22 protein-coding genes are annotated in these 17,969 nt (G+C 58.2%); 10 read left to right on the plus strand and 12 right to left on the minus strand.

Translation table 11 applies throughout. The features are described 5' to 3' along the window. Positions 1-143: 143 nt before the first annotated feature. Complete coding sequence (locus ACA063_RS19645; RefSeq protein WP_497663018.1) at positions 144-899, minus strand: spermidine synthase; 756 nt, start codon at positions 897-899, stop codon at positions 144-146. A gap of 135 nt (positions 900-1,034) precedes the next feature. On the opposite strand from ACA063_RS19645, the gene ACA063_RS19650 reads away from it, so the two are divergent. Then, positions 1,035-2,381, plus strand: coding sequence for a class II 3-deoxy-7-phosphoheptulonate synthase (locus ACA063_RS19650; protein WP_497663019.1), 1,347 nt, complete (start codon positions 1,035-1,037; stop codon positions 2,379-2,381). A gap of 104 nt (positions 2,382-2,485) precedes the next feature. Here ACA063_RS19650 and ACA063_RS19655 read toward each other — a convergent pair whose 3' ends face one another. Further along, complete coding sequence (locus ACA063_RS19655; protein WP_497663020.1) at positions 2,486-3,715, minus strand: winged helix-turn-helix domain-containing protein; 1,230 nt, start codon at positions 3,713-3,715, stop codon at positions 2,486-2,488. Between the two features lie 64 nt (positions 3,716-3,779). Further along, complete coding sequence (locus ACA063_RS19660; protein WP_490147364.1) at positions 3,780-3,995, minus strand: YjiS-like domain-containing protein; 216 nt, start codon at positions 3,993-3,995, stop codon at positions 3,780-3,782. Between the two features lie 96 nt (positions 3,996-4,091). On the opposite strand from ACA063_RS19660, the gene ACA063_RS19665 reads away from it, so the two are divergent. Then, complete coding sequence (locus tag ACA063_RS19665) at positions 4,092-4,946, plus strand: LysR substrate-binding domain-containing protein (RefSeq protein WP_162437511.1); 855 nt, start codon at positions 4,092-4,094, stop codon at positions 4,944-4,946. On the opposite strand, the gene ACA063_RS19670 is transcribed toward ACA063_RS19665, so the two are convergent. Continuing rightward, entirely contained in the window at positions 4,936-5,685 is a 750-nt protein-coding gene (locus ACA063_RS19670; RefSeq protein WP_497663021.1) for a sulfite exporter TauE/SafE family protein, read from the minus strand. The genes ACA063_RS19665 and ACA063_RS19670 overlap by 11 nt on opposite strands. A gap of 106 nt (positions 5,686-5,791) precedes the next feature. Here ACA063_RS19670 and ACA063_RS19675 point away from each other — a divergent pair, with 106 nt between their 5' ends. The 3 genes from ACA063_RS19675 to ACA063_RS19685 all read left to right on the plus strand — a co-directional run bounded on the left by ACA063_RS19675 (position 5,792) and on the right by ACA063_RS19685 (position 8,000). Continuing rightward, positions 5,792-6,748: a LysR family transcriptional regulator gene (locus tag ACA063_RS19675; protein ID WP_497663022.1), complete on the plus strand. Its 957-nt coding sequence runs from the start codon at positions 5,792-5,794 to the stop codon at positions 6,746-6,748. Between the two features lie 69 nt (positions 6,749-6,817). Continuing rightward, a complete protein-coding gene (locus tag ACA063_RS19680) occupies positions 6,818-7,279 on the plus strand; it encodes a MarR family winged helix-turn-helix transcriptional regulator (RefSeq protein WP_497663023.1) in 462 nt (153 codons plus the stop codon). 301 nt (positions 7,280-7,580) lie between these two features. Continuing rightward, positions 7,581-8,000 carry an organic hydroperoxide resistance protein gene (locus ACA063_RS19685; RefSeq protein WP_123406683.1) on the plus strand — a complete coding sequence of 140 codons (420 nt, stop codon included), beginning with the start codon at positions 7,581-7,583 and terminating at the stop codon, positions 7,998-8,000. 167 nt (positions 8,001-8,167) lie between these two features. Here ACA063_RS19685 and ACA063_RS19690 read toward each other — a convergent pair whose 3' ends face one another. Then, positions 8,168-8,737, minus strand: a complete 570-nt coding sequence (locus ACA063_RS19690) for an elongation factor P (protein ID WP_162437515.1) — start codon at positions 8,735-8,737, stop codon at positions 8,168-8,170. 48 nt (positions 8,738-8,785) lie between these two features. Further along, on the minus strand, positions 8,786-9,928 hold the full coding sequence (gene earP / locus ACA063_RS19695) for an elongation factor P maturation arginine rhamnosyltransferase EarP (protein WP_497663024.1): 1,143 nt from the start codon (positions 9,926-9,928) through the stop codon (positions 8,786-8,788). Positions 9,929-10,051: 123 nt separating this feature from the next. Here earP and ACA063_RS19700 point away from each other — a divergent pair, with 123 nt between their 5' ends. Then, the gene (locus ACA063_RS19700) at positions 10,052-10,474 is read left to right on the plus strand and encodes a hypothetical protein (protein ID WP_497663025.1); all 423 of its coding nucleotides are present in this window, start codon (positions 10,052-10,054) and stop codon (positions 10,472-10,474) included. Positions 10,475-10,476: 2 nt separating this feature from the next. Then, the gene (locus tag ACA063_RS19705; RefSeq protein WP_497663026.1) at positions 10,477-10,959 is read left to right on the plus strand and encodes a GreA/GreB family elongation factor; all 483 of its coding nucleotides are present in this window, start codon (positions 10,477-10,479) and stop codon (positions 10,957-10,959) included. A gap of 14 nt (positions 10,960-10,973) precedes the next feature. On the opposite strand, the gene cysB is transcribed toward ACA063_RS19705, so the two are convergent. The 5 genes from cysB to ACA063_RS19730 all read right to left on the minus strand — a co-directional run bounded on the left by cysB (position 10,974) and on the right by ACA063_RS19730 (position 14,929). Further along, positions 10,974-11,948, minus strand: coding sequence for an HTH-type transcriptional regulator CysB (gene cysB / locus ACA063_RS19710; RefSeq protein WP_010461327.1), 975 nt, complete (start codon positions 11,946-11,948; stop codon positions 10,974-10,976). Positions 11,949-12,061: 113 nt separating this feature from the next. Continuing rightward, positions 12,062-12,565, minus strand: coding sequence for a universal stress protein (locus ACA063_RS19715; RefSeq protein ID WP_497663027.1), 504 nt, complete (start codon positions 12,563-12,565; stop codon positions 12,062-12,064). A 94-nt stretch (positions 12,566-12,659) separates the two neighbouring features. Continuing rightward, positions 12,660-13,565, minus strand: a complete 906-nt coding sequence (locus ACA063_RS19720; protein WP_162437520.1) for a 5'-nucleotidase — start codon at positions 13,563-13,565, stop codon at positions 12,660-12,662. A 24-nt stretch (positions 13,566-13,589) separates the two neighbouring features. Next, the gene (locus tag ACA063_RS19725; protein ID WP_497663028.1) at positions 13,590-14,546 is read right to left on the minus strand and encodes a putative 2-dehydropantoate 2-reductase; all 957 of its coding nucleotides are present in this window, start codon (positions 14,544-14,546) and stop codon (positions 13,590-13,592) included. Next, on the minus strand, positions 14,543-14,929 hold the full coding sequence (locus ACA063_RS19730; protein ID WP_194692397.1) for a thioredoxin family protein: 387 nt from the start codon (positions 14,927-14,929) through the stop codon (positions 14,543-14,545). Before ACA063_RS19730 ends, ACA063_RS19725 begins: the two co-directional genes overlap by 4 nt. Here ACA063_RS19730 and ACA063_RS19735 point away from each other — a divergent pair. Together ACA063_RS19735 and ACA063_RS19740 are read left to right on the plus strand one after the other, a co-directional pair. Next, the gene (locus ACA063_RS19735; RefSeq protein ID WP_497663029.1) at positions 14,928-15,371 is read left to right on the plus strand and encodes a PilZ domain-containing protein; all 444 of its coding nucleotides are present in this window, start codon (positions 14,928-14,930) and stop codon (positions 15,369-15,371) included. The genes ACA063_RS19730 and ACA063_RS19735 overlap by 2 nt on opposite strands. A gap of 162 nt (positions 15,372-15,533) precedes the next feature. Further along, positions 15,534-16,610: a 3-deoxy-7-phosphoheptulonate synthase gene (locus tag ACA063_RS19740; protein ID WP_497663030.1), complete on the plus strand. Its 1,077-nt coding sequence runs from the start codon at positions 15,534-15,536 to the stop codon at positions 16,608-16,610. A gap of 84 nt (positions 16,611-16,694) precedes the next feature. On the opposite strand, the gene ACA063_RS19745 is transcribed toward ACA063_RS19740, so the two are convergent. Then, positions 16,695-16,982 (minus strand): GNAT family N-acetyltransferase, encoded by a 288-nt coding sequence (locus ACA063_RS19745; RefSeq protein ID WP_020800382.1) that lies wholly within the window; start codon positions 16,980-16,982, stop codon positions 16,695-16,697. 637 nt (positions 16,983-17,619) lie between these two features. Here ACA063_RS19745 and oprI point away from each other — a divergent pair. Continuing rightward, a complete protein-coding gene (gene oprI / locus ACA063_RS19750; RefSeq protein ID WP_003199355.1) occupies positions 17,620-17,871 on the plus strand; it encodes an outer membrane lipoprotei OprI in 252 nt (83 codons plus the stop codon). The last annotated feature ends 98 nt before the right edge of the window (positions 17,872-17,969 follow it).

Here is a 17,969-nt window from a genome sequence, read left to right on the forward strand (position 1 = left end):
CATTTGTCCCCACACTCCCCCTGTAGGAGCTGCCGCAGGCCGCGATCTTTTGATCTTGATTTTCCGCCTGTTGGACGACGTTGAAAGACCAGGATCAAAAGATCGCAGCCTTCGGCAGCTCCTACAAGGGACTTATATCGCCTTCAAGTAGCCGGGCGAATCGCCTTAATCAGCGACGACAACGAATACCCCAGCTGTGGCGCCAGCCCTTCAGCTCGCGCGATCAGACCGTCCATGTCCAGCTCCTGGTCCAGCTCCGAAGGCACGAGCAGGATCACATTGCCCTCCTTCACCGGCAACTCCCAGTAATGGCGGTGGTACAAACCGCGTAGCAACGCCGCGCCCAAGGGTTTTCCATCATCGGTGGCCCATTGGTTGATCACCAGCCAGCCGCCTGGATTCAGGCGCTTCTGGCAGTTCTCCAAAAAGCTCCAGGCCAGATGCCCGACACCCGGACCGACATCGGTATACAGGTCGACGAAAATCAGGTCGGCAGACTCGGCGGTGTCGAGCAGCTCCAGCGCATCGCCCACACGGATATACAGCCGGGGATCGTCGTCCAGCCCAAGGAACTCGATGGCCAGGCGCGGTACATCGGGACGCAGCTCGATAGCCTCGACGTCTTCCAGCGGCAGAAACTTCAGACAGGCCTGGGTCAAGGTCCCTGCACCGAGCCCCAGAAAGAGCGCACTCTCCGGCTGATCGTGGCACAACGCGCCAATCAACATCGCGCGGGTGTAGTCGTATTCGAGCCAGCTGGGATCGGCAGTAAACACGCAACTCTGTTCGATGGCATCACCGAATTCGAGGAAACGGTAATCGGCCACTTCCAGCACGCGTATCACGCCGAACTCATCCTGTACCTCGGCGAGCAGATGCTCGACGCGCTCCTCAGTCATTTCGTCTCCAGATCATTACCGGGCCTGCCGCAGCTTGAAGCGGCAAAGGCGCGATTGTCCGCGAAGCAACGGGAACAGGTCACGCATTAATTGCTGATAACATGAAGGTCCGAGCGTAAACCAACCGAGACCGTGATGAGCCAACCCTGGAGTCCTGACAGCTGGCGCGCCTTGCCGATCCAGCAACAACCCCACTACCCCGACGCGGCGCATTTGCTGCACGTCGAGCAAACGCTGGCCAGCTATCCGCCACTGGTGTTTGCCGGTGAAGCCCGGGAGTTGCGCCGTCAGTTTGCCGAGGTAACCCAGGGCCGCGCGTTTCTGTTGCAGGGCGGCGACTGCGCCGAGAGCTTCGCCGAGTTCTCCGCCGCGAAGATTCGCGACACGTTCAAAGTGCTGCTGCAAATGGCGATCGTCATGACGTTTGCCGCCGGATGCCCGGTGGTCAAGGTCGGACGCATGGCCGGTCAATTTGCCAAGCCACGATCAGCCAACGACGAAACCATCGACGGCGTGACCTTGCCGGCGTACCGCGGTGACATCGTCAACGGCATCGGTTTCGACGAGAAGAGTCGTGTGCCGGATCCGGAGCGCTTGCTCCAGTCCTATCACCAGTCCACGGCTACCTTGAACCTGCTTCGGGCCTTTGCCCAAGGCGGCTTTGCCGACCTGCACCAGGTGCACAAGTGGAATCTGGACTTCATTGCCAACTCGGCGCTGGCTGAAAAATACAGCCACCTGGCCGATCGCATCGATGAAACCCTGGCCTTCATGCGCGCCTGCGGCATGGACAGCTCGCCACAGCTGCGCGAAACCAGTTTCTTCACCGCCCACGAAGCGCTGCTGCTGAACTACGAAGAAGCCTTCGTGCGTCGCGATAGCCTGACCAACGATTACTACGACTGCTCGGCCCACATGCTGTGGATCGGCGACCGCACCCGTCAGCTCGACGGCGCTCATGTCGAGTTCCTGCGGGGCGTGAATAACCCGATCGGGGTCAAGGTCGGGCCAAGCATGAACCCCGAAGATCTGATTCGTCTGATCGACGTGCTCAACCCGGACAATGATCCAGGACGTCTGAACCTGATTGCCCGGATGGGCGCGAACAAGGTGGGTGATCATCTGCCTGCGTTGATCCGCGCCGTGCAGCGCGAGGGCAAGCAGGTGCTCTGGAGCTCCGATCCGATGCACGGCAATACCATCAAGGCTAGCAGCGGCTACAAGACTCGCGACTTTGCGCAGATTCTTGGAGAGGTGAAGCAGTTCTTCCAGGTTCACCAGGCGGAAGGCACTTACGCAGGCGGCATCCACATCGAGATGACCGGGCAGAATGTGACCGAGTGCATCGGTGGCGCGCGGCCGATTACCGAGGACGGTTTGTCGGACCGGTATCACACCCATTGCGATCCGCGGATGAATGCCGACCAGTCGCTGGAATTGGCGTTTCTGATTGCCGAGACGTTGAAACAAGTCCGGCGGTAAACCACTTTGAAACAATCGCTAGCGGGCTAGCTCCCACATGTTGACCGCGTGGTTCCGCCAAACGCATCAACTGTGGGAGCTAGCCTGCTAGCGATCAGGCCAGCTCAGGCACCCTCAATCGCAGCCAATGCTACCCGCAACCTGGCCGCACTCACCCGCTGACAATTCAACTGCACCCGCGCCAGCCCCAGCCAATCCGCCATCCGCCGCAAATTCATCGCCAAAGCCCGCATTCCCTCGTCATCCAGCCCCGGCTCTTCCTCGTGTACCGCGTGCACCGCCAATCGCCCCAAGGCCCTTTCCGCGCGCAGATCCACCCGGGCCGCGATCCTTTCGTTGTGCAAAAACGGCAGCACGTAATAACCGTACACCCGCTTGTCCTGCGGCGTGTAAATCTCCAGTCGATAACGAAAGTCGAACAACCGCTCGGTGCGGCTGCGCTCCCAGATCAGTGAATCGAAGGGTGAAAGCAACGTACTGGCCTCGATCTTGCGCGGCACTTTGGGCTCGGGCAGGCAGTAGGCCGGTTGCCGCCAACCCTGCACATCGCAGGTCACCAATACCCCCTCCTCAACCAGTTCGGCAAGTCGCGGGCGAGCATCACCCGGGCTCAGCCGGAAGTAATCGCGCAGATCCTTTTCCGTCGCCACGCCCAAGGCAGTCGCGGCATGCAGCAACAGCCCCCGCTGGGCCGCCGCTTCCTCAAGGACAGGTTGCTGGAGAATCGCCGAGGGGATCACTCTTTCCGGCAGATCATAAAGCCGTTCGAATCCACGTCGCCCCGCTACGGTCACTTCACCTGCAGCGAACAACCATTCCAGCGCATGCTTTTCAGCGCTCCAGTCCCACCAGGGTCCGGCCCGCTCTTCGCGAGTCGACAGGCTGCCGGCACCCAGCGCGCCAAGCTCTTCAACCGAAGCCAACACCCGGCGGATCGTGTCCTGTTGCTCACGACCAAACCGCGCCAGTTGCTGATAGATGTCCTCGCCACGGGTCGCGCGCAGCATCCGCCAGCGCATCAACGGGTACATCGACAAGGGCAGCAGCGAGGCTTCATGGCCCCAGTATTCGAACAGCGTGCGTCGCCGGCCCTGACTCCAGGCAGCCTGGTCGAGCAAGTCGGAGGAGTAGTTGCCGAGGCGGGAAAACAGTGGAAGGTAGTGCGAACGCACCAGCGCATTGACCGAATCGATTTGCAGAATGCCCAGACGTTCAATCAGGCGATTGAGCTGCGTCGCCTTGATCGTCGCTGGCGGCTGGCGCCCGTTGAATCCCTGGGCAGCCAGCGCCAGACGCCGAGCCTGTTTGATGGAGAAGGACAGTGTTGCGGGCATGAGCATCTCCTTGTCTGCTCGCAACCTACCTCACCGGAAGAGGGTTTGTGTAGTTGTGAATGACTCATTTGTGCATCGGGTCATCCCAGAATGGACGGACCACTTCGTGCTCGACATCTGCACGACTCAGGCCGATGTCCTTTAGCGCCTCGTCGCTCATACCCGCCAACAGTTCACGTTCACGGTGCAATTCGTACCAGCGAGTCAACTTGTGCAGCAAATCAGATACGACATGGATGGAATGTTTTTCTGCCGCTACGACTTCGTTTTGACCTTTCATCTTGTTGCCCTCCGTTTGGGATGGCTCAAGTGTCGCGCTGTCGCTAAGATCAATCCAACGAATGTTTCTTATGCAACACATCTCGGAGATTGATGTATGTCAGCCTTCCCAAGTATCGACACCGAAGTGCTGCGCACCTTCGTCGCCATTGCCGACCAAGGTGGTTTTACCCGTGCAGGGGAGCTGGTCAACCGCACGCAATCTGCCGTTAGCATGCAGATGAAGCGGCTTGAAGAGGATGTGTTGCAGCGCCAGTTGTTCCAGCGCGACGGTCGCCAGGTGCGGCTGACGGCTGAAGGCCAGGTATTGCTGGGTTATGCCAGGCGCATCCTCAAGTTGCACAGCGAGGTGTTCAACACGCTGCGTGAACCGCACATGGTCGGCATGGTGCGTATCGGCACGCCCGACGATTATGTGATGCGGTTTCTGCCGGGGATTCTGCGGCGGTTTGCACAGTCCTACCCGCTGATCCAGATCGAGGTCCATTGCGAATCATCAAAACAATTGCTGCTGCGCCAGGACCTCGACTTGTCCATCGTCACCCGCGAGCCGGGCAACGAGATCGGCCAGTTGTTGCGCAAGGAGCGTTTTGTCTGGGCCGAAGCGCAATGTTTCAGCGCCCATGAGCAAACGCCGTTGCCCTTGGCGATGTTCAACAGTGATTGCTTCTGCCGGTTGTGGGCCTGCAATGCGCTGGACGCCATGGGCCGGGATTATCGGGTCGCGTACAACAGCTCCAGCCTGTCGGCGATCATGGCGGTGGTCAGCGCCGGCCTGGCCGTCACCGCACAATTGGAAAGCCTGATCACGCCGGACATGCGCATTCTGGGTGAAGCCGAGGGCCTGCCGGAGCTGCCCGAGGCGAGCATCATGCTGGTGCGCAACCTGCACAATCCGTCGCCGATCACTGAAAGCCTGGCCGAACACATCGTCGAAGGCTTCAAACTTTAAAGGCGAGCATCACCGCGCACAGCACCAGGAAGGCGCAAAACAGCCCGCGTAGCAGCCGCTCCGGCATGGCGTGGGCGATCTTCACGCCCCAGCTGATGCTCATCAGGCCACCGACGGCCAGCGGCACGCCGATCATCCAGTCGACTTGATGGTGCACGGCGTACGTCACCAACGTCACGCCAGTGCTTGGCAACGCCAGTGCCAGCGATAAACCCTGGGCAACCACCTGGCTTGTACCAAACAGACTGGTCAACACCGGAGTTGCCACAACCGCCCCGCCGACGCCAAACAGCCCGCCCATGGAGCCGGACGCAGCGCCGAGGATACCCAGCCACGGCCAGGAGTAACGCATCTGCGACGACGCGGGTGCGTTAGCGGTGAACATGCGCACCAGGTTGTAAGCCGACAGGGCAATCAGAAAGGCGACGAATCCTATGCGCATGGTTTGCGCATCAATGCCCACTGCCCAGATCGAACCGAGCCAGGCGAAGCAGAATCCCATCGACGCCAGCGGCAAAGCGTGGCGCAGTTCGATTCGGTTGCGCTGGTGATAACGCCACAGTGCCAGCATCACGTTCGGTACGACCATGACCAGCGCCGTGCCTTGGGCAATTTGCTGGTCGAGACCGAACAGCACGCCCAACAGCGGAATCGCGATCAAGCCGCCGCCAATCCCGAACAAACCACCCAGCGTACCGAGGGCAGCGCCAAACACCAGGTATATCAAAAACTCGATCACGGCCGATTTCCCTTCCTGTCAGAAGGCTCATCCTACGCAGTCACTGCTGGCAGTGAAACGCACAGCAACGCACAATGGCTGTGCCAACTTCGCATAAGCAACGCTCATGAACCCAAATCAATTGACCGAACAGCTCGGGATGTTTCTTGATGTGCTGGAAACCGGCAGCTTTTCCGCCGCCTCCCGCCGTTATCCGCTGACGCCCTCCGCAGTGGCGAGGCGCATCGACAGCCTGGAACACGCCGTCGGCAGCCAATTGTTCATCCGCAGCACCCACGCTGTGCGTGCGACACCGGCAGGCCTGGCTTTTGCCGAACGTGCACGGCGGATCGTGGCGGAGTTACGCCTCGCCAGGGCGGAAGCGGTTTCCCTGAGCAGTGCGCCGGAAGGATTGATCCGGATTGATGCGCCGGCCGCGTTCGGGCGTCGGCACCTGGCCCCGGTGATTGCCGACTTCCTGATGCTCTATCCGGGCCTTGATGTGCAGTTGCACCTGATCGACAGCTTTGTCGACATGCAGGGCCTGAACCTGGGCAAAGTCGACCTGGTACTGCGTGCCGGGCAAATGGCCGATACGCGTTTGGTGGCCACGCCATTGGCGAGCATGGTGCGCATCGCCTGCGCCAGTCCCGATTATCTGAAGCGCCGGGGCGTACCGAGTGAGCCGGCGCAACTGGTTGAACATGACGGTCTCGACTGGGAGGGTCTGGCGCCACTGTTCGCCTGGAGATTTGAACGCAACGGCCAGCTGCAAGTGCATCGCCCCGCGCGTATCCGTATGAGCGCAAACAATGCCGAAGCATTGGTCTGCGGCGCGCTTGCCGGGCTTGGCGTTGCGCACTTGCCTACCTGGCTGGCCAGCGAATACCTCGTGCGCGGCGAGTTGCTGCCCTTGTTCTGCGACAACGGTTTGCCCGAGCCGGAAAGCACCGGGATTTATGCGTTACGCCTGGAGCAACAACCCAATCCACGCAGCCGACTGCTGCTGGAGTATCTCAAGAGCCGGTTCAGTCCAATCCCGCCGTGGGATCTGGCGCTTCAGAAAAACCTGGAACGGCACTAGCCGAGAATTATCTGGCGCATTAAAGATTAGCCCGCTAGATTCATGACGATCATTGATCAAGGCTTCGACATGACCAAAAAACACACCACTCCCGATAACTGTGACCACCTGCTGCTGGATAATCAGGTCTGCTTCGCCCTGCATTCCACGTCGCTGATGATGACCAAGGTCTACAAGCCGCTGCTGCAAGCATTGGGCCTGACCTATCCGCAGTACCTGGCGATGATGGTGTTGTGGGAACGTGACGGGTTGACCGTCGGTGAAATCAGCACGCGCCTGCTGACCGATCCTGGCTCGTTGACGCCTCTGCTCAAACGCCTGGAAGTCGAGGGATTGCTGAGTCGTACGCGCAGTCGTGAAGATGAACGGGTGGTGATTGTCGAACTGACGGAGCAAGGTCGCGCGCTGCGGGAAAAGGCGCGTGATGTTCCGCAGTGCATCCTCGGCGCCAGTGGGCAGCCGCTGGAGCAATTGCAGAAGCTGCAGGCGGATTTGCAGGCATTGCGTCGGCATTTGCAGGACAGTCTCTAAACCCTCGCCCTACCGAGTCACCTGTGGGAGCGAGCCTGCTCGCGATGGCAGTGAGTCAGTCAACACATCATGTACCTGTCATACCGCCATCGCGAACAGGCTCGCTCCCACTTTTGTTTTGTGGTGCTCTTGGCATTTAAACCGCTCTATTGCACCGCTCTGCGTCTCACGGCTTCGTCGAAGGGAAATTCTCTCAAAAATTTATCTTGCGCACTAAATATTAGCGAGATACATTTATCTCGCACTTACTTAGCGCGCAAACATTTAGCGCAAACAGTCAATCCAGATCGAGGCTCTCACCATGCAAACTCTCTACACTGCAATTGCTACCTCCACTGGCGGCCGTGACGGTCGTGCGGTGTCCAGCGACAACATTCTCGATGTCAAACTGGCCACCCCGAAAGAACTCGGCGGTGCGGGCGGCGCGGCGACCAACCCTGAGCAACTGTTTGCTGCCGGCTACTCCGCCTGCTTCATCGGCGCACTGAAGTTTGTGGCCAGCCAGACCAAACGCACCATCCCGAACGACGCCTCGATCACCGCCCATGTGGGCATCGGCCAGATTCCTGGTGGTTTCGGTCTGGACATCGACCTGCACATCAGTCTGCCAGGCCTGGAACAAGCCGATGCGCAATCGCTGGTTGAAGCCGCGCACCAAGTCTGCCCTTACTCCAATGCGACCCGTGGCAACGTCGACGTGCGTTTGCATGTAACGGTTTAAGCGCGGTAAAGCGAAAGATCGCAGCCTCGTTTCACTCGACAGCTCCTACAGGAAATCCGGGTAGTCCTGTAGGAGCTGTCGAGTGAAACGAGGCTGCGATCTGTTGACCTTGCAGGCACAAAAAAGCCCGACTCAATGGTCGGGCTTTTTCATTCCTGAAGCTGTGCTTATTTGGCACGGCCTTTGTAGGAACCGCCATCGCGGGTATCGATTTCGATCTTGTCACCGATTTCGATGAAGTCAGCAACTTGCAGCTCGGTACCGTTGCTCAGCTTGGCAGGCTTCATCACTTTGCCGGACGTGTCGCCACGAGCCGAACCTTCGGTGTAGTCAACGACGCGCACGATAGTGGTCGGCAGCTCTACGGATACCAGGCGCTCTTCGAAGAAGATCGCTTCGCAAACATCGGTCATGCCTTCTTCAACGAAAGGCAGAACGGCTTCGATGTCTTCAGCGTTCAGCTCGTACATGGTGTAGTCAGTGGTGTCCATGAACGTGTAGGTGTCGCCGCTGATGAAGGACAGGGTCGCTTCTTTGCGGTCGAGGATCACGTCGTCCAGCTTGTCGTCAGCGCTGTAAACGATCTCGGTCTTGTAACCGGTCAGCAGGTTTTTCAGCTTGGTCTTCATGATCGCGCTGTTACGACCAGACTTGGTGAATTCAGCTTTCTGAACCAACCATGGATCGTTTTCGAGACGGATCACGGTACCGGGTTTCAGTTCTTTACCAGTTTTCATTGCGAATATCCGAATTTGGATGGGATTTACAAAAATCTAGGCCGCGTATCATATCCAATTTACATAAAACTGTACCAGCGCTGCGGCAAGATCATCCTGCAAGGCCTGTTCCAGACACCACGCTTGCGCATGTTTTTCTAGCTCTGGCCCGTGTTTACGGGTGGATTGCCAGTGGTCGGTCATTTTCTCACCGGAATTCCAGGCGCGCCAAAGGCCGCTGATCGCGTCGCTGGCGGGCGCCGACAGGCCCTTTGTGTACAGAGCGAGGAACGCTTCGAGCTTGTCGAGGTGAATATCCTCGTCTTGCCGGTAGATGTGCCAGAGCAATGGCCGCCCCGCCCATTGGGCGCGGACGAATGAATCTTCACCCCGCACGGCATTGAAGTCGCAGCACCACAGCAACAGGTCGTATTGATCCTGCCTGACGAATGGCAGCACCTGGATCGTCAACGCATCGCGCATGTGCACGGCACCGGCCATCAACCCCTCGACACCGAGCCAGCGCTCCACGTCACCGAGAATCCGCCCTTCCGGTACCAGCAGATGCGTGGGCGTCGCATCGCTCGCCATGGCGTCGAGCCAACTCGCAAGCCCGGTATTTTCGTAGGCAAACAACGAGATCAACTGGGCTCCCGGGACGCGATCAACCCCCAAGCCTTTCAGAAAGGTTCGCTGTTGCTCAGAATTTTGTTGAAATTGCTTACGCCGTTCCAGCAACCCGCTTTCACGCAGCAAACCGCCGGTCCCCTTGCGGAACCCCGGAAAGAAAAAGAACTTCTGCACGTTCTTGTATTTGACCGACGGCAAGCCGTGACAACCAACGACCCAGTCTTCAGCACTCAGATAATCGAGGTTCAACCACAATGGCGGTTTTTCCCGAGTGGCCATGGCATCCATGTAAGGGCTCGGCAATTGGCAGGCAAATGCGGCAATGACCACATCGGCGGATTCGGCAGGCTGCCAGTCGGCGGGCCAATGTCGAACCTCGACACCTTGCTGCCATTGTTGCGAACGCGCGACGTCGATGTCAGGGCACAGGCGCTCGAAGGCGCGCAGATCATCAACCCATAAACGCACAGCCACATCGTGCTCGGCCACCAACTGTCGAGCCAGGCGCCAGGTCACACCGATGTCGCCAAAGTTGTCGACCACGGTGCAAAAAATATCCCAGCGGGTTTTCATTTCAGACATTCCAGGCTCCCGTTGGCAAAGGCGCCGATTGTCCGCATAAATTACTCCGTGCAGAAGAGCCAACGCCGATTAATCTTCATGCGACAATCGCCGCTCGCCCGCAATCATCGCCAGGAGGCAGCCATGCCCTACCGTCCCGCCACCCGCCGCCTGATTTCGATACAGCTCAACATGCTGAAACTGAGCGGCAGCATCGCCCTGGGATTATGGCTGGGATTTATCGCCATAGCGCTGACCTGCTGGCTTGCCTCGCGCCTGTTTTTTCCGGAGCAACTGGCCCCTGTCACCTCCGCTGTCGAGCACTGGGTCAAACCGCCCGTGCCAGAGCAAATGGAACTGCAGCCACGGCCGGACATTCCTGCGCAGAGCCCGCTGTTCGAACAGTACGAAGAAAACCTGCGCAAAAACGAGCAGCAGCAACGGCTCGATCAGGCGCGTGGCAGCAGCCGTAATCTGGCCAATCCGAAATGCCAGTTCTGGCTGCAACAAGACCAGAATGCGCCCAGCGAAAAAAGCCGCGCCAACGTCCAGCAATTTTGCGATTGAACATGAACAAGAAGATCGTCCACCAACTGATTCTCGACAAGCTGCGCGTCGATCTCGACATCGCCGAGCGTGCCGCGCAAACCGCCTACGAAACTGCGACTCACGAAGAAAATATTGCTGAAAACAAATACGACACCTTGGGTCTGGAGGCTTCTTATCTTGCTGCCGGCCAGGCCAAGCGCGTTGAGGAAATCAGGCATTCACTGACGCTGTGCCAGAACCTGACATTGCGCCCCTATGACGATCAACGGGGCATTGAAGTCGGCGCCCTGCTGGGCCTGGAAGACGAGAAAGGTCGTGAGCAGTGGTTGTTTCTGGCGCCCGACGCCGCTGGACTGAAAGTCGATCTGGTGGGGCAACTGATCACGGTCATCACCCCTCGCTCGCCTTTGGGCAAATGCCTGCTGGGCAAGTTCGAAGGCGATGATGTGGAGATTCTGGTGGCGGGTGCTCGGCAACAGTTTGCTGTTACCGAGGTGGTGTAGGCTGCAAAACCCTATTAATGAACCGGCAGTTCGACGCCGTCGAACAGCTCTTCCAGTTCCTGCTTGTTGTGGCACTGAATGGCTTTGGCCATGACTTCGCGCGTCAGGTGCGGGGCGAACTTTTCGATGAAGTCGCACATGAAGCCGCGCAGGAACGTGCCACGACGGAAACCGATCTTGGTAATGCTGGATTCGAAAAGGTCGCTGGCATCAAGCATCACCAGATCGCTGTCGAGTTTGGCGTCGACCGCCATTTTCGCCACGATGCCGACACCCAGCCCCAAACGGACGTAGGTCTTGATGACGTCGGCGTCAGCGGCGGTGAACACCACTTTTGGCGTCAGGCCACGATGGCTGAAGGCTTCATCGAGCTTCGAGCGACCGGTGAAACCGAACACGTAAGTGACGATCGGGTATTCGGCCAACGCTTCAAGCGTAAGTTTCGATACTTTGGTCAGCGGGTGCCCCTGAGGCACGACGACGCAGCGGTTCCAGCGGTAGCACGGCATCATCACCAGATCACCGAACAGCTCCAGGGCTTCGGTGGCGATGGCGAAATCCACGGTACCGTCAGCGGCCATTTCGGCGATCTGCATCGGCGACCCCTGGTGCATATGCAGGGCCACATCAGGGTATTGCTTGATGAAATTGCTGATCACCGGCGGCAGTGCATAACGCGCCTGGGTGTGAGTGGTAGCGATCGACAGGGTGCCTTTCTTCTCGTTGGAGAATTCCTGGGCGATCTGCTTGATGCTTTCAACTTTGCGAAGGATCTCGCCAGCGGTGGTGATAATGCGTTCGCCGGCCGGGGTAACGCGGGTCAGATGCTTGCCACTGCGCGCGAAGACTTCGACGCCAAGTTCATCTTCCAGCAGTCGGATCTGTTTACTGATGCCCGGTTGCGAGGTGTAAAGACTCTGGGCTGTAGCGGAAACGTTGAGGTCGTGGTGCGCCACTTCCCAGATGTAGCGCAATTGTTGAAGCTTCATATGTATCCCTCAAAGCAGGTAGACGCCACGGGCATCAGCGACGGTATATAACTATATTAATGGTTTGAAGAATAAATCTAGAACTTTTTCATCAAAGTGCCAGTATTCCTGTACTAGCGATCCCCTTGACGACGACGCTCAACCAGCGGCACCAGATAGACGGGCACCCTCGCCAGCTGTAATACCCGCGCAGCAGTCCGGCCCAGAGGTGTCTCCGCGCCGGCGCCATGGCTGTGACTACCTACGATCAGCAAATCCACAGAGAGTTTCTGTGCCTGGTCGAGAATCACCTGTGAAGGATCCCCCTGTATCACCCGTACCGCTTTGATTCGCGCCAGGTCCTGATCCCCCTCATCCCCCAACTCTTCGCGAAAGCTGTCGAGCACCCGCTGCTCGATATTGGCAATCACCGTGTTCAGGCCCTGACTGTGAAAATCGCTTAATGCCTGTTCATCAAGGTAGCTCTGCAGCACCGACTCGGCGAACAATCCCATCGGCTCTACTGCATGCACCACATACAGGTCAGCATCGAATGTGCGCGCCATCGCCAAGGCATGCTGCATCACCAACGGTGCGTACAGGCCGAGGTCAGTGGCATACAGCATCGACCGAATCATATGACCTCCTCAAGTGCCAACATGGCGGAGATTGATTCAGCTTAGCAGTGCCTTGGCGAGTACGACGTCCGGTGTAACGCGTTGAACCGTGGACTTAAACCTTTTGCTCGTTGCTTATGCCATGAGGCACGTGACCCGTGGCGACTACTTCGCGGGCCAACTCGCAGTGGCCGGCCTGATCGTCGAAAAACACGTCGGCGGCAAACGCTTCGAGAAACGCCGACTTTGTCAGCCCCCCGAGGAACAGTGATTCGTCGAGACGGATATCCCACTCACGCAACGTGCGGATCACCCTTTCATGGGCCGGTGCCGAGCGTGCCGTTACCAGCGCCGTGCGGATCGGACAGGCATCGTCCGGGAACTCGCGCTGTAACAAGTTCAGGGCCGCCAGAAACCCTTTGAACGGCCCACCGCGTAAAGGCTCGCGGGCCGATTCGCGCTCGCTGGCCTGAAAGGCTTCAAGGCCACCGGATTGATAGACACGTTCCGATTCATCGGAAAACAGCACCGCGTCACCGTCGAAGGCGATGCGCAGTTCGTCGCTGGCCGCTCGGCTGGCACCGCCTGACAGAATCGTCGCCGCCGCAAATCCGGCGTCCAGCGCACTGCGAACATCTTCGGCATGGGTCGACAGAAACAGGTCACACCCAAAGGCTTTGAGATACGGATAGGGACTGCGACCACCGACAAACGCCGCGCGGGAAATCGCCAGGCCGTAGTGGTGGATCGAGTTGAACACTCTCAAACCGGTATCGGCACTGTTGCGTGACACCAGGATCACTTCGACCCGGGCGCGACCAAGATGGGTGTTGAGGTTGAGGAGTTTTTGCACCAGCGGGAATGCATCACCGGGCTCGAGAATCTCGTCTTCATGCTCGATCTGATATTGCCGGTAGGCTTCGACACCGCTGGACAGATAGACCTTGTGGCTTTCGCTCAGGTCGAACAGTGCCCGCGAAGAAATCGCCAGCACCAGTTTATCGTCGATAGTTTTCGCCATGCCCTTCCCCTCTGGTAGATCGACTCAACGGTTACGTCGATCGATGAAACTCAAACTCTGGAACAAGGCTTCGATGCGCGGCATCTCGCAACCTGCCGCCTTCGCTGCCGCCAAGGGCCGGGCATAGATCGCGGCGAGCTCCAGCGGTCGCTTGTGCAGGAAGTCGTGGTACATGCTCGGCCAGTAGTCGGGCATCTTTTCGGTCATCATGAACAGGTGTTCGGCATAGCCTTGCGGGACCTGGTGGCCACAGGCGATCGCGCCATGAACCACTTCTGTCATCAGCGCCTTGATCAGTTCGCGGCTGTCGGTATCGGCCATCAGAGGCGTCGTGCTTGCCCCGAGCAGGACCGACAGACCGTTATAGGGAATGTTCCAGACAAGCTTCTGCCAACGGGCCTGGTGCAGATTCGGCATTGGCTGGGAGTCGATGCCGGCGGCGCGGAACAGGTCGGCGCCCTCCTCCGAGATCGCCGAACGCGACTGCTCCGAGGTGGCAGGACCACTGTGATAGCCAATGTTCACCGCGCCAAGCGCCTGATGAGTGATGACACCTGGGCCCTCGCGATGGACGCAGATGTAACACAAGCCGCCGAGTACGTGCAGCGCATCGGGGAGACATTCGCGCAGGCTGTCTTCCACATCAAGGCCGTTTTGCAACACCAGCACCTTGGCATTCGGTGCTGCGGCCTGAATGATCGCCGGCGCCAGATCGGCGTTGCTAGTGGTTTTGGCGCCCACCAGTAACCAGTCGCAGGGTGGCATGTCGGCGGCCGAGGAGTAGGCCTGAACCGGATCGAGCGTCAGCGCACCGTGTTGCGCGCTGTTGACCTGTAACCCGCGTTGCGTCACGGCGGAAAACTCACTGCGTAACAGAAAGTGCACATCGAAACCGGCACGGGCCAGCATCACTCCGTAAAACCCGCCGATCGCACCGGTACCGATAATGCCGATTGTCGGTTTGACAACTGCCCCCATCATGGCAACTCCTCTGCTGTTCTCGTGAGCGCCTGCGCCACGGCGTCGTTCAGCTCAGTGGTCGTCAGGCGCGATTGCAATGCACCAAAAAACTCACCGTCGCGCACCACAAACAGCGACGGTAAATGAAAGACCTGATACCGCTCCACCAAGCCGCCATTGTTGCCGGCATCAATCCAGCACAGTCGATCGACCGCCAGATCCAGTTTCGGCAATTGCGCTCGGGCGAAACGACAGCTGGCGCAGCCCACGCTGGTAAAAATCACCAGCGAAACTCCGCTCATCGCCAGCAGCCGTTGGTCAGCATCGAAATCGGTCAGTTCCGATTCGACCACTATACTGGGGGAAACAATGTCAGCTGGCCGACACATGGAGTCCGTGTTCATGGGACGTTTTCTTCCTCACCCTGACGATGTGCCCGTCGAATTAACGTTGCTCAAGCATGAATGTATATCGCGGCAACGGCTGCACACTATCAGCCTCGGGGGCATGGCTTGCAATTACCACCGTGCCTGGCGCCACGGCACGGCGCTGGAGGTGCGCATGCCGACTTTGAACCCCGACTTGCGCTATCTGGGTTACGTGGCCTGGTGCCTGCGACGCAAGCGAGGCTATCTGGTGGGGATTGCCTTTGTCGATGAACAGATGCTGTTCAGCGCCCGGATGGGTGAGCAGGTGTGTCAGATCGAGCGATATTGCCGCCTGCATGACGCCCAAAGTGGCCTGCAGGAATCGCAAGCCCTGGCCCTCGAATGGGTCCAACAGCACGCCGACGAGTTTTCCCACGACACCGTTCACAAGGCATTTGCTCAGGCTGTGGGGGATTAGCGGACATTATCAATTAGTGGAGAATGCCCCTAAAACCGGCGTCTGCCCATTGTCGAGCCACGGTGTAACGCGCTAAGGTTCCGCTCCCCGACGCGCTTAATTTGCTGTGCTCCGCCGCGCGGGTTCGCTGGCGGCCGGCACCCGTGACCTGACGAGTAAACGATGGCTGATTTACCGATCAACGACCTAAACGTCGCTTCCAACGAGACGCTGATCACTCCTGATCAGCTCAAGCGTGATATCCCTCTGAGCGACGCTGCCCTGCGCACCGTCACCAAGGGTCGCGAAGTCATTCGCAACATTCTTGACGGCACCGATCACCGCCTGTTTGTTGTCATCGGGCCTTGCTCGATCCACGACATCAAGGCTGCCCACGAATACGCCGAGCGCCTGAAGGTCCTCGCCGCTGAAGTGTCGGATACCCTGTATCTGGTCATGCGCGTGTATTTCGAGAAGCCACGCACCACCGTCGGCTGGAAAGGTTTGATCAACGACCCGTACCTCGACGACTCCTTCAAGATCCAGGATGGCCTGCACATCGGCCGTCAGCTGTTGCTGGACCTGGCGGAGATGGGCCTTCCTACCGCGACTGAGGCCCTCGACCCGATCTCTCCGCAGTACTTGCAGGACCTGATCAGCTGGTCGGCCATCGGTGCGCGCACCACCGAATCCCAGACTCACCGTGAAATGGCCTCCGGCCTGTCCTCGGCTGTCGGCTTCAAGAATGGTACCGATGGCGGCCTGACCGTAGCGATCAACGCGCTGCAGTCGGTTTCCAGCCCGCACCGTTTCCTGGGTATCAACCAGGAAGGTGGCGTATCGATCGTGACCACCAAGGGCAACGCCTACGGCCACGTCGTGCTGCGCGGCGGCAATGGCAAGCCGAACTATGACTCGGTCAGCGTTGCACTCTGCGAGCAAGCGTTGAACAAAGCGAAGATCAAGCCGAACGTCATGGTCGATTGCAGCCACGCCAACTCCAACAAGGATCCGGCCCTGCAACCGCTGGTGATGGAAAACGTCGCCAACCAGATCCTCGAAGGCAACCAGTCGATCATCGGCCTGATGGTTGAGAGTCATCTGAACTGGGGTTGCCAGGCGATTCCCAAAGACCTCGCCGACCTGCAATACGGTGTGTCGATCACCGATGCCTGCATCGACTGGTCCGCCACCGAAACCACCTTGCGCAGCATGCATGCCAAGCTCAAGGATGTGCTGCCGAAACGCGATCGCGGTTGATCGCCACTTCTGTACGCAAAAAACGCAGACAAAAAAACGCCGGGCTAAACCCGGCGTTTTTTTATGCGTTCGATTCTTGAAACGTCATTGACTCAGTTTGGCCGCATGCCGCTGGTGACGCTCCATGTAGCGCTCCACGTAGGAGCACGACGGAATGACGGTGTAGCCCATTTCCTCGGCGTACTGCAGCGCCTGCTCGGTCAATGCCGCAGCAATGCCACGACCCCGTAGCGCGTTCGGCACAAAGGTACGATAAATATCCAGGGTCTGTTTTCCCAGATCCATATAGGTCAGGTAGGCACGATGACCGTCCACATTGGTCTCGAACTGATGACCAGCCTGGTCATGGTGGATGGACAACGCCTCGCTCATCACTACTCCTCGCGGGTCTTGAATTCTGACCCCTACCTTACCGATGTTTTTCCGGCGAAGGAACATCTACGCCACCCCGTGCCTGAATGGACACCGAGAAGAGCTGCACCAATCTCGCGCAACCGGGCACGTCTAAATAGTAGGCACCAATGGCAAAAATGCTCAAGGTGCGCTCGTCATCACGCAGGTTGGCGGGTGCGGCTCCGGGTGGTGCAGTGACTTCTCGACCACAGATTTTACAGGGTCGATGGCCTGAACATTGCCGGATGTTGAGACTTAAGACGAGCGCCCCTTCTTAAAGTCACCTGAACTAGCAGAAAGAGTTGAGAAGCGCTGCTCAATTCGCGAACAAAAGTGTAGACGAAATGATATAGACAGACTTTACCCGAGACCGAAAAAACAGGCTTCGCGAACGGGAACTTTTTTTGGGCGGATCGCTCAGATCGGGGCTTGCAGCTGGATATTTTTTAAACAGCGCAGTTAAAAGTTGCTCGAAAAAGAATCAACGCCTACAATTTTTTTTGCTTCTTGCTACACGTCAGTTTACTTACTACAAGTAATGGGTAGTATGTACGCCGGCTATTTCCTCACTCTGAGGAGACAGCTACTTAATAGAAAGTCCTTGAAGGGGAACACGATGAACAACGTTCTGAAATTCTCTGCTCTGGCCTTGGCCGCAGTTCTGGCTACCGGTTGCAGCAGCGCATCGAAAGAAACCGAAGCACGTCTGACTGCAACTGAAGACGCAGCAGCTCGCTCCCAGGCTCGTGCAGACGAAGCTTACCGTAAAGCTGATGAAGCTCTGGCTGCTGCTCAAAAAGCACAACAGACTGCTGACGAAGCTAACGAGCGCGCTCTGCGCATGCTCGACAAAGCTAGCCGCAAGTAATAGTCCTTCGGGATTGTTATCAAGCCGACCCATTTATGGGTCGGCTTTTTTATTGCCCGCAGTTTTCTACGGGCAATAAAAAACCCGCCGACGTGGCT

This window comes from Pseudomonas sp. LBUM1643, assembly GCF_059716215.1.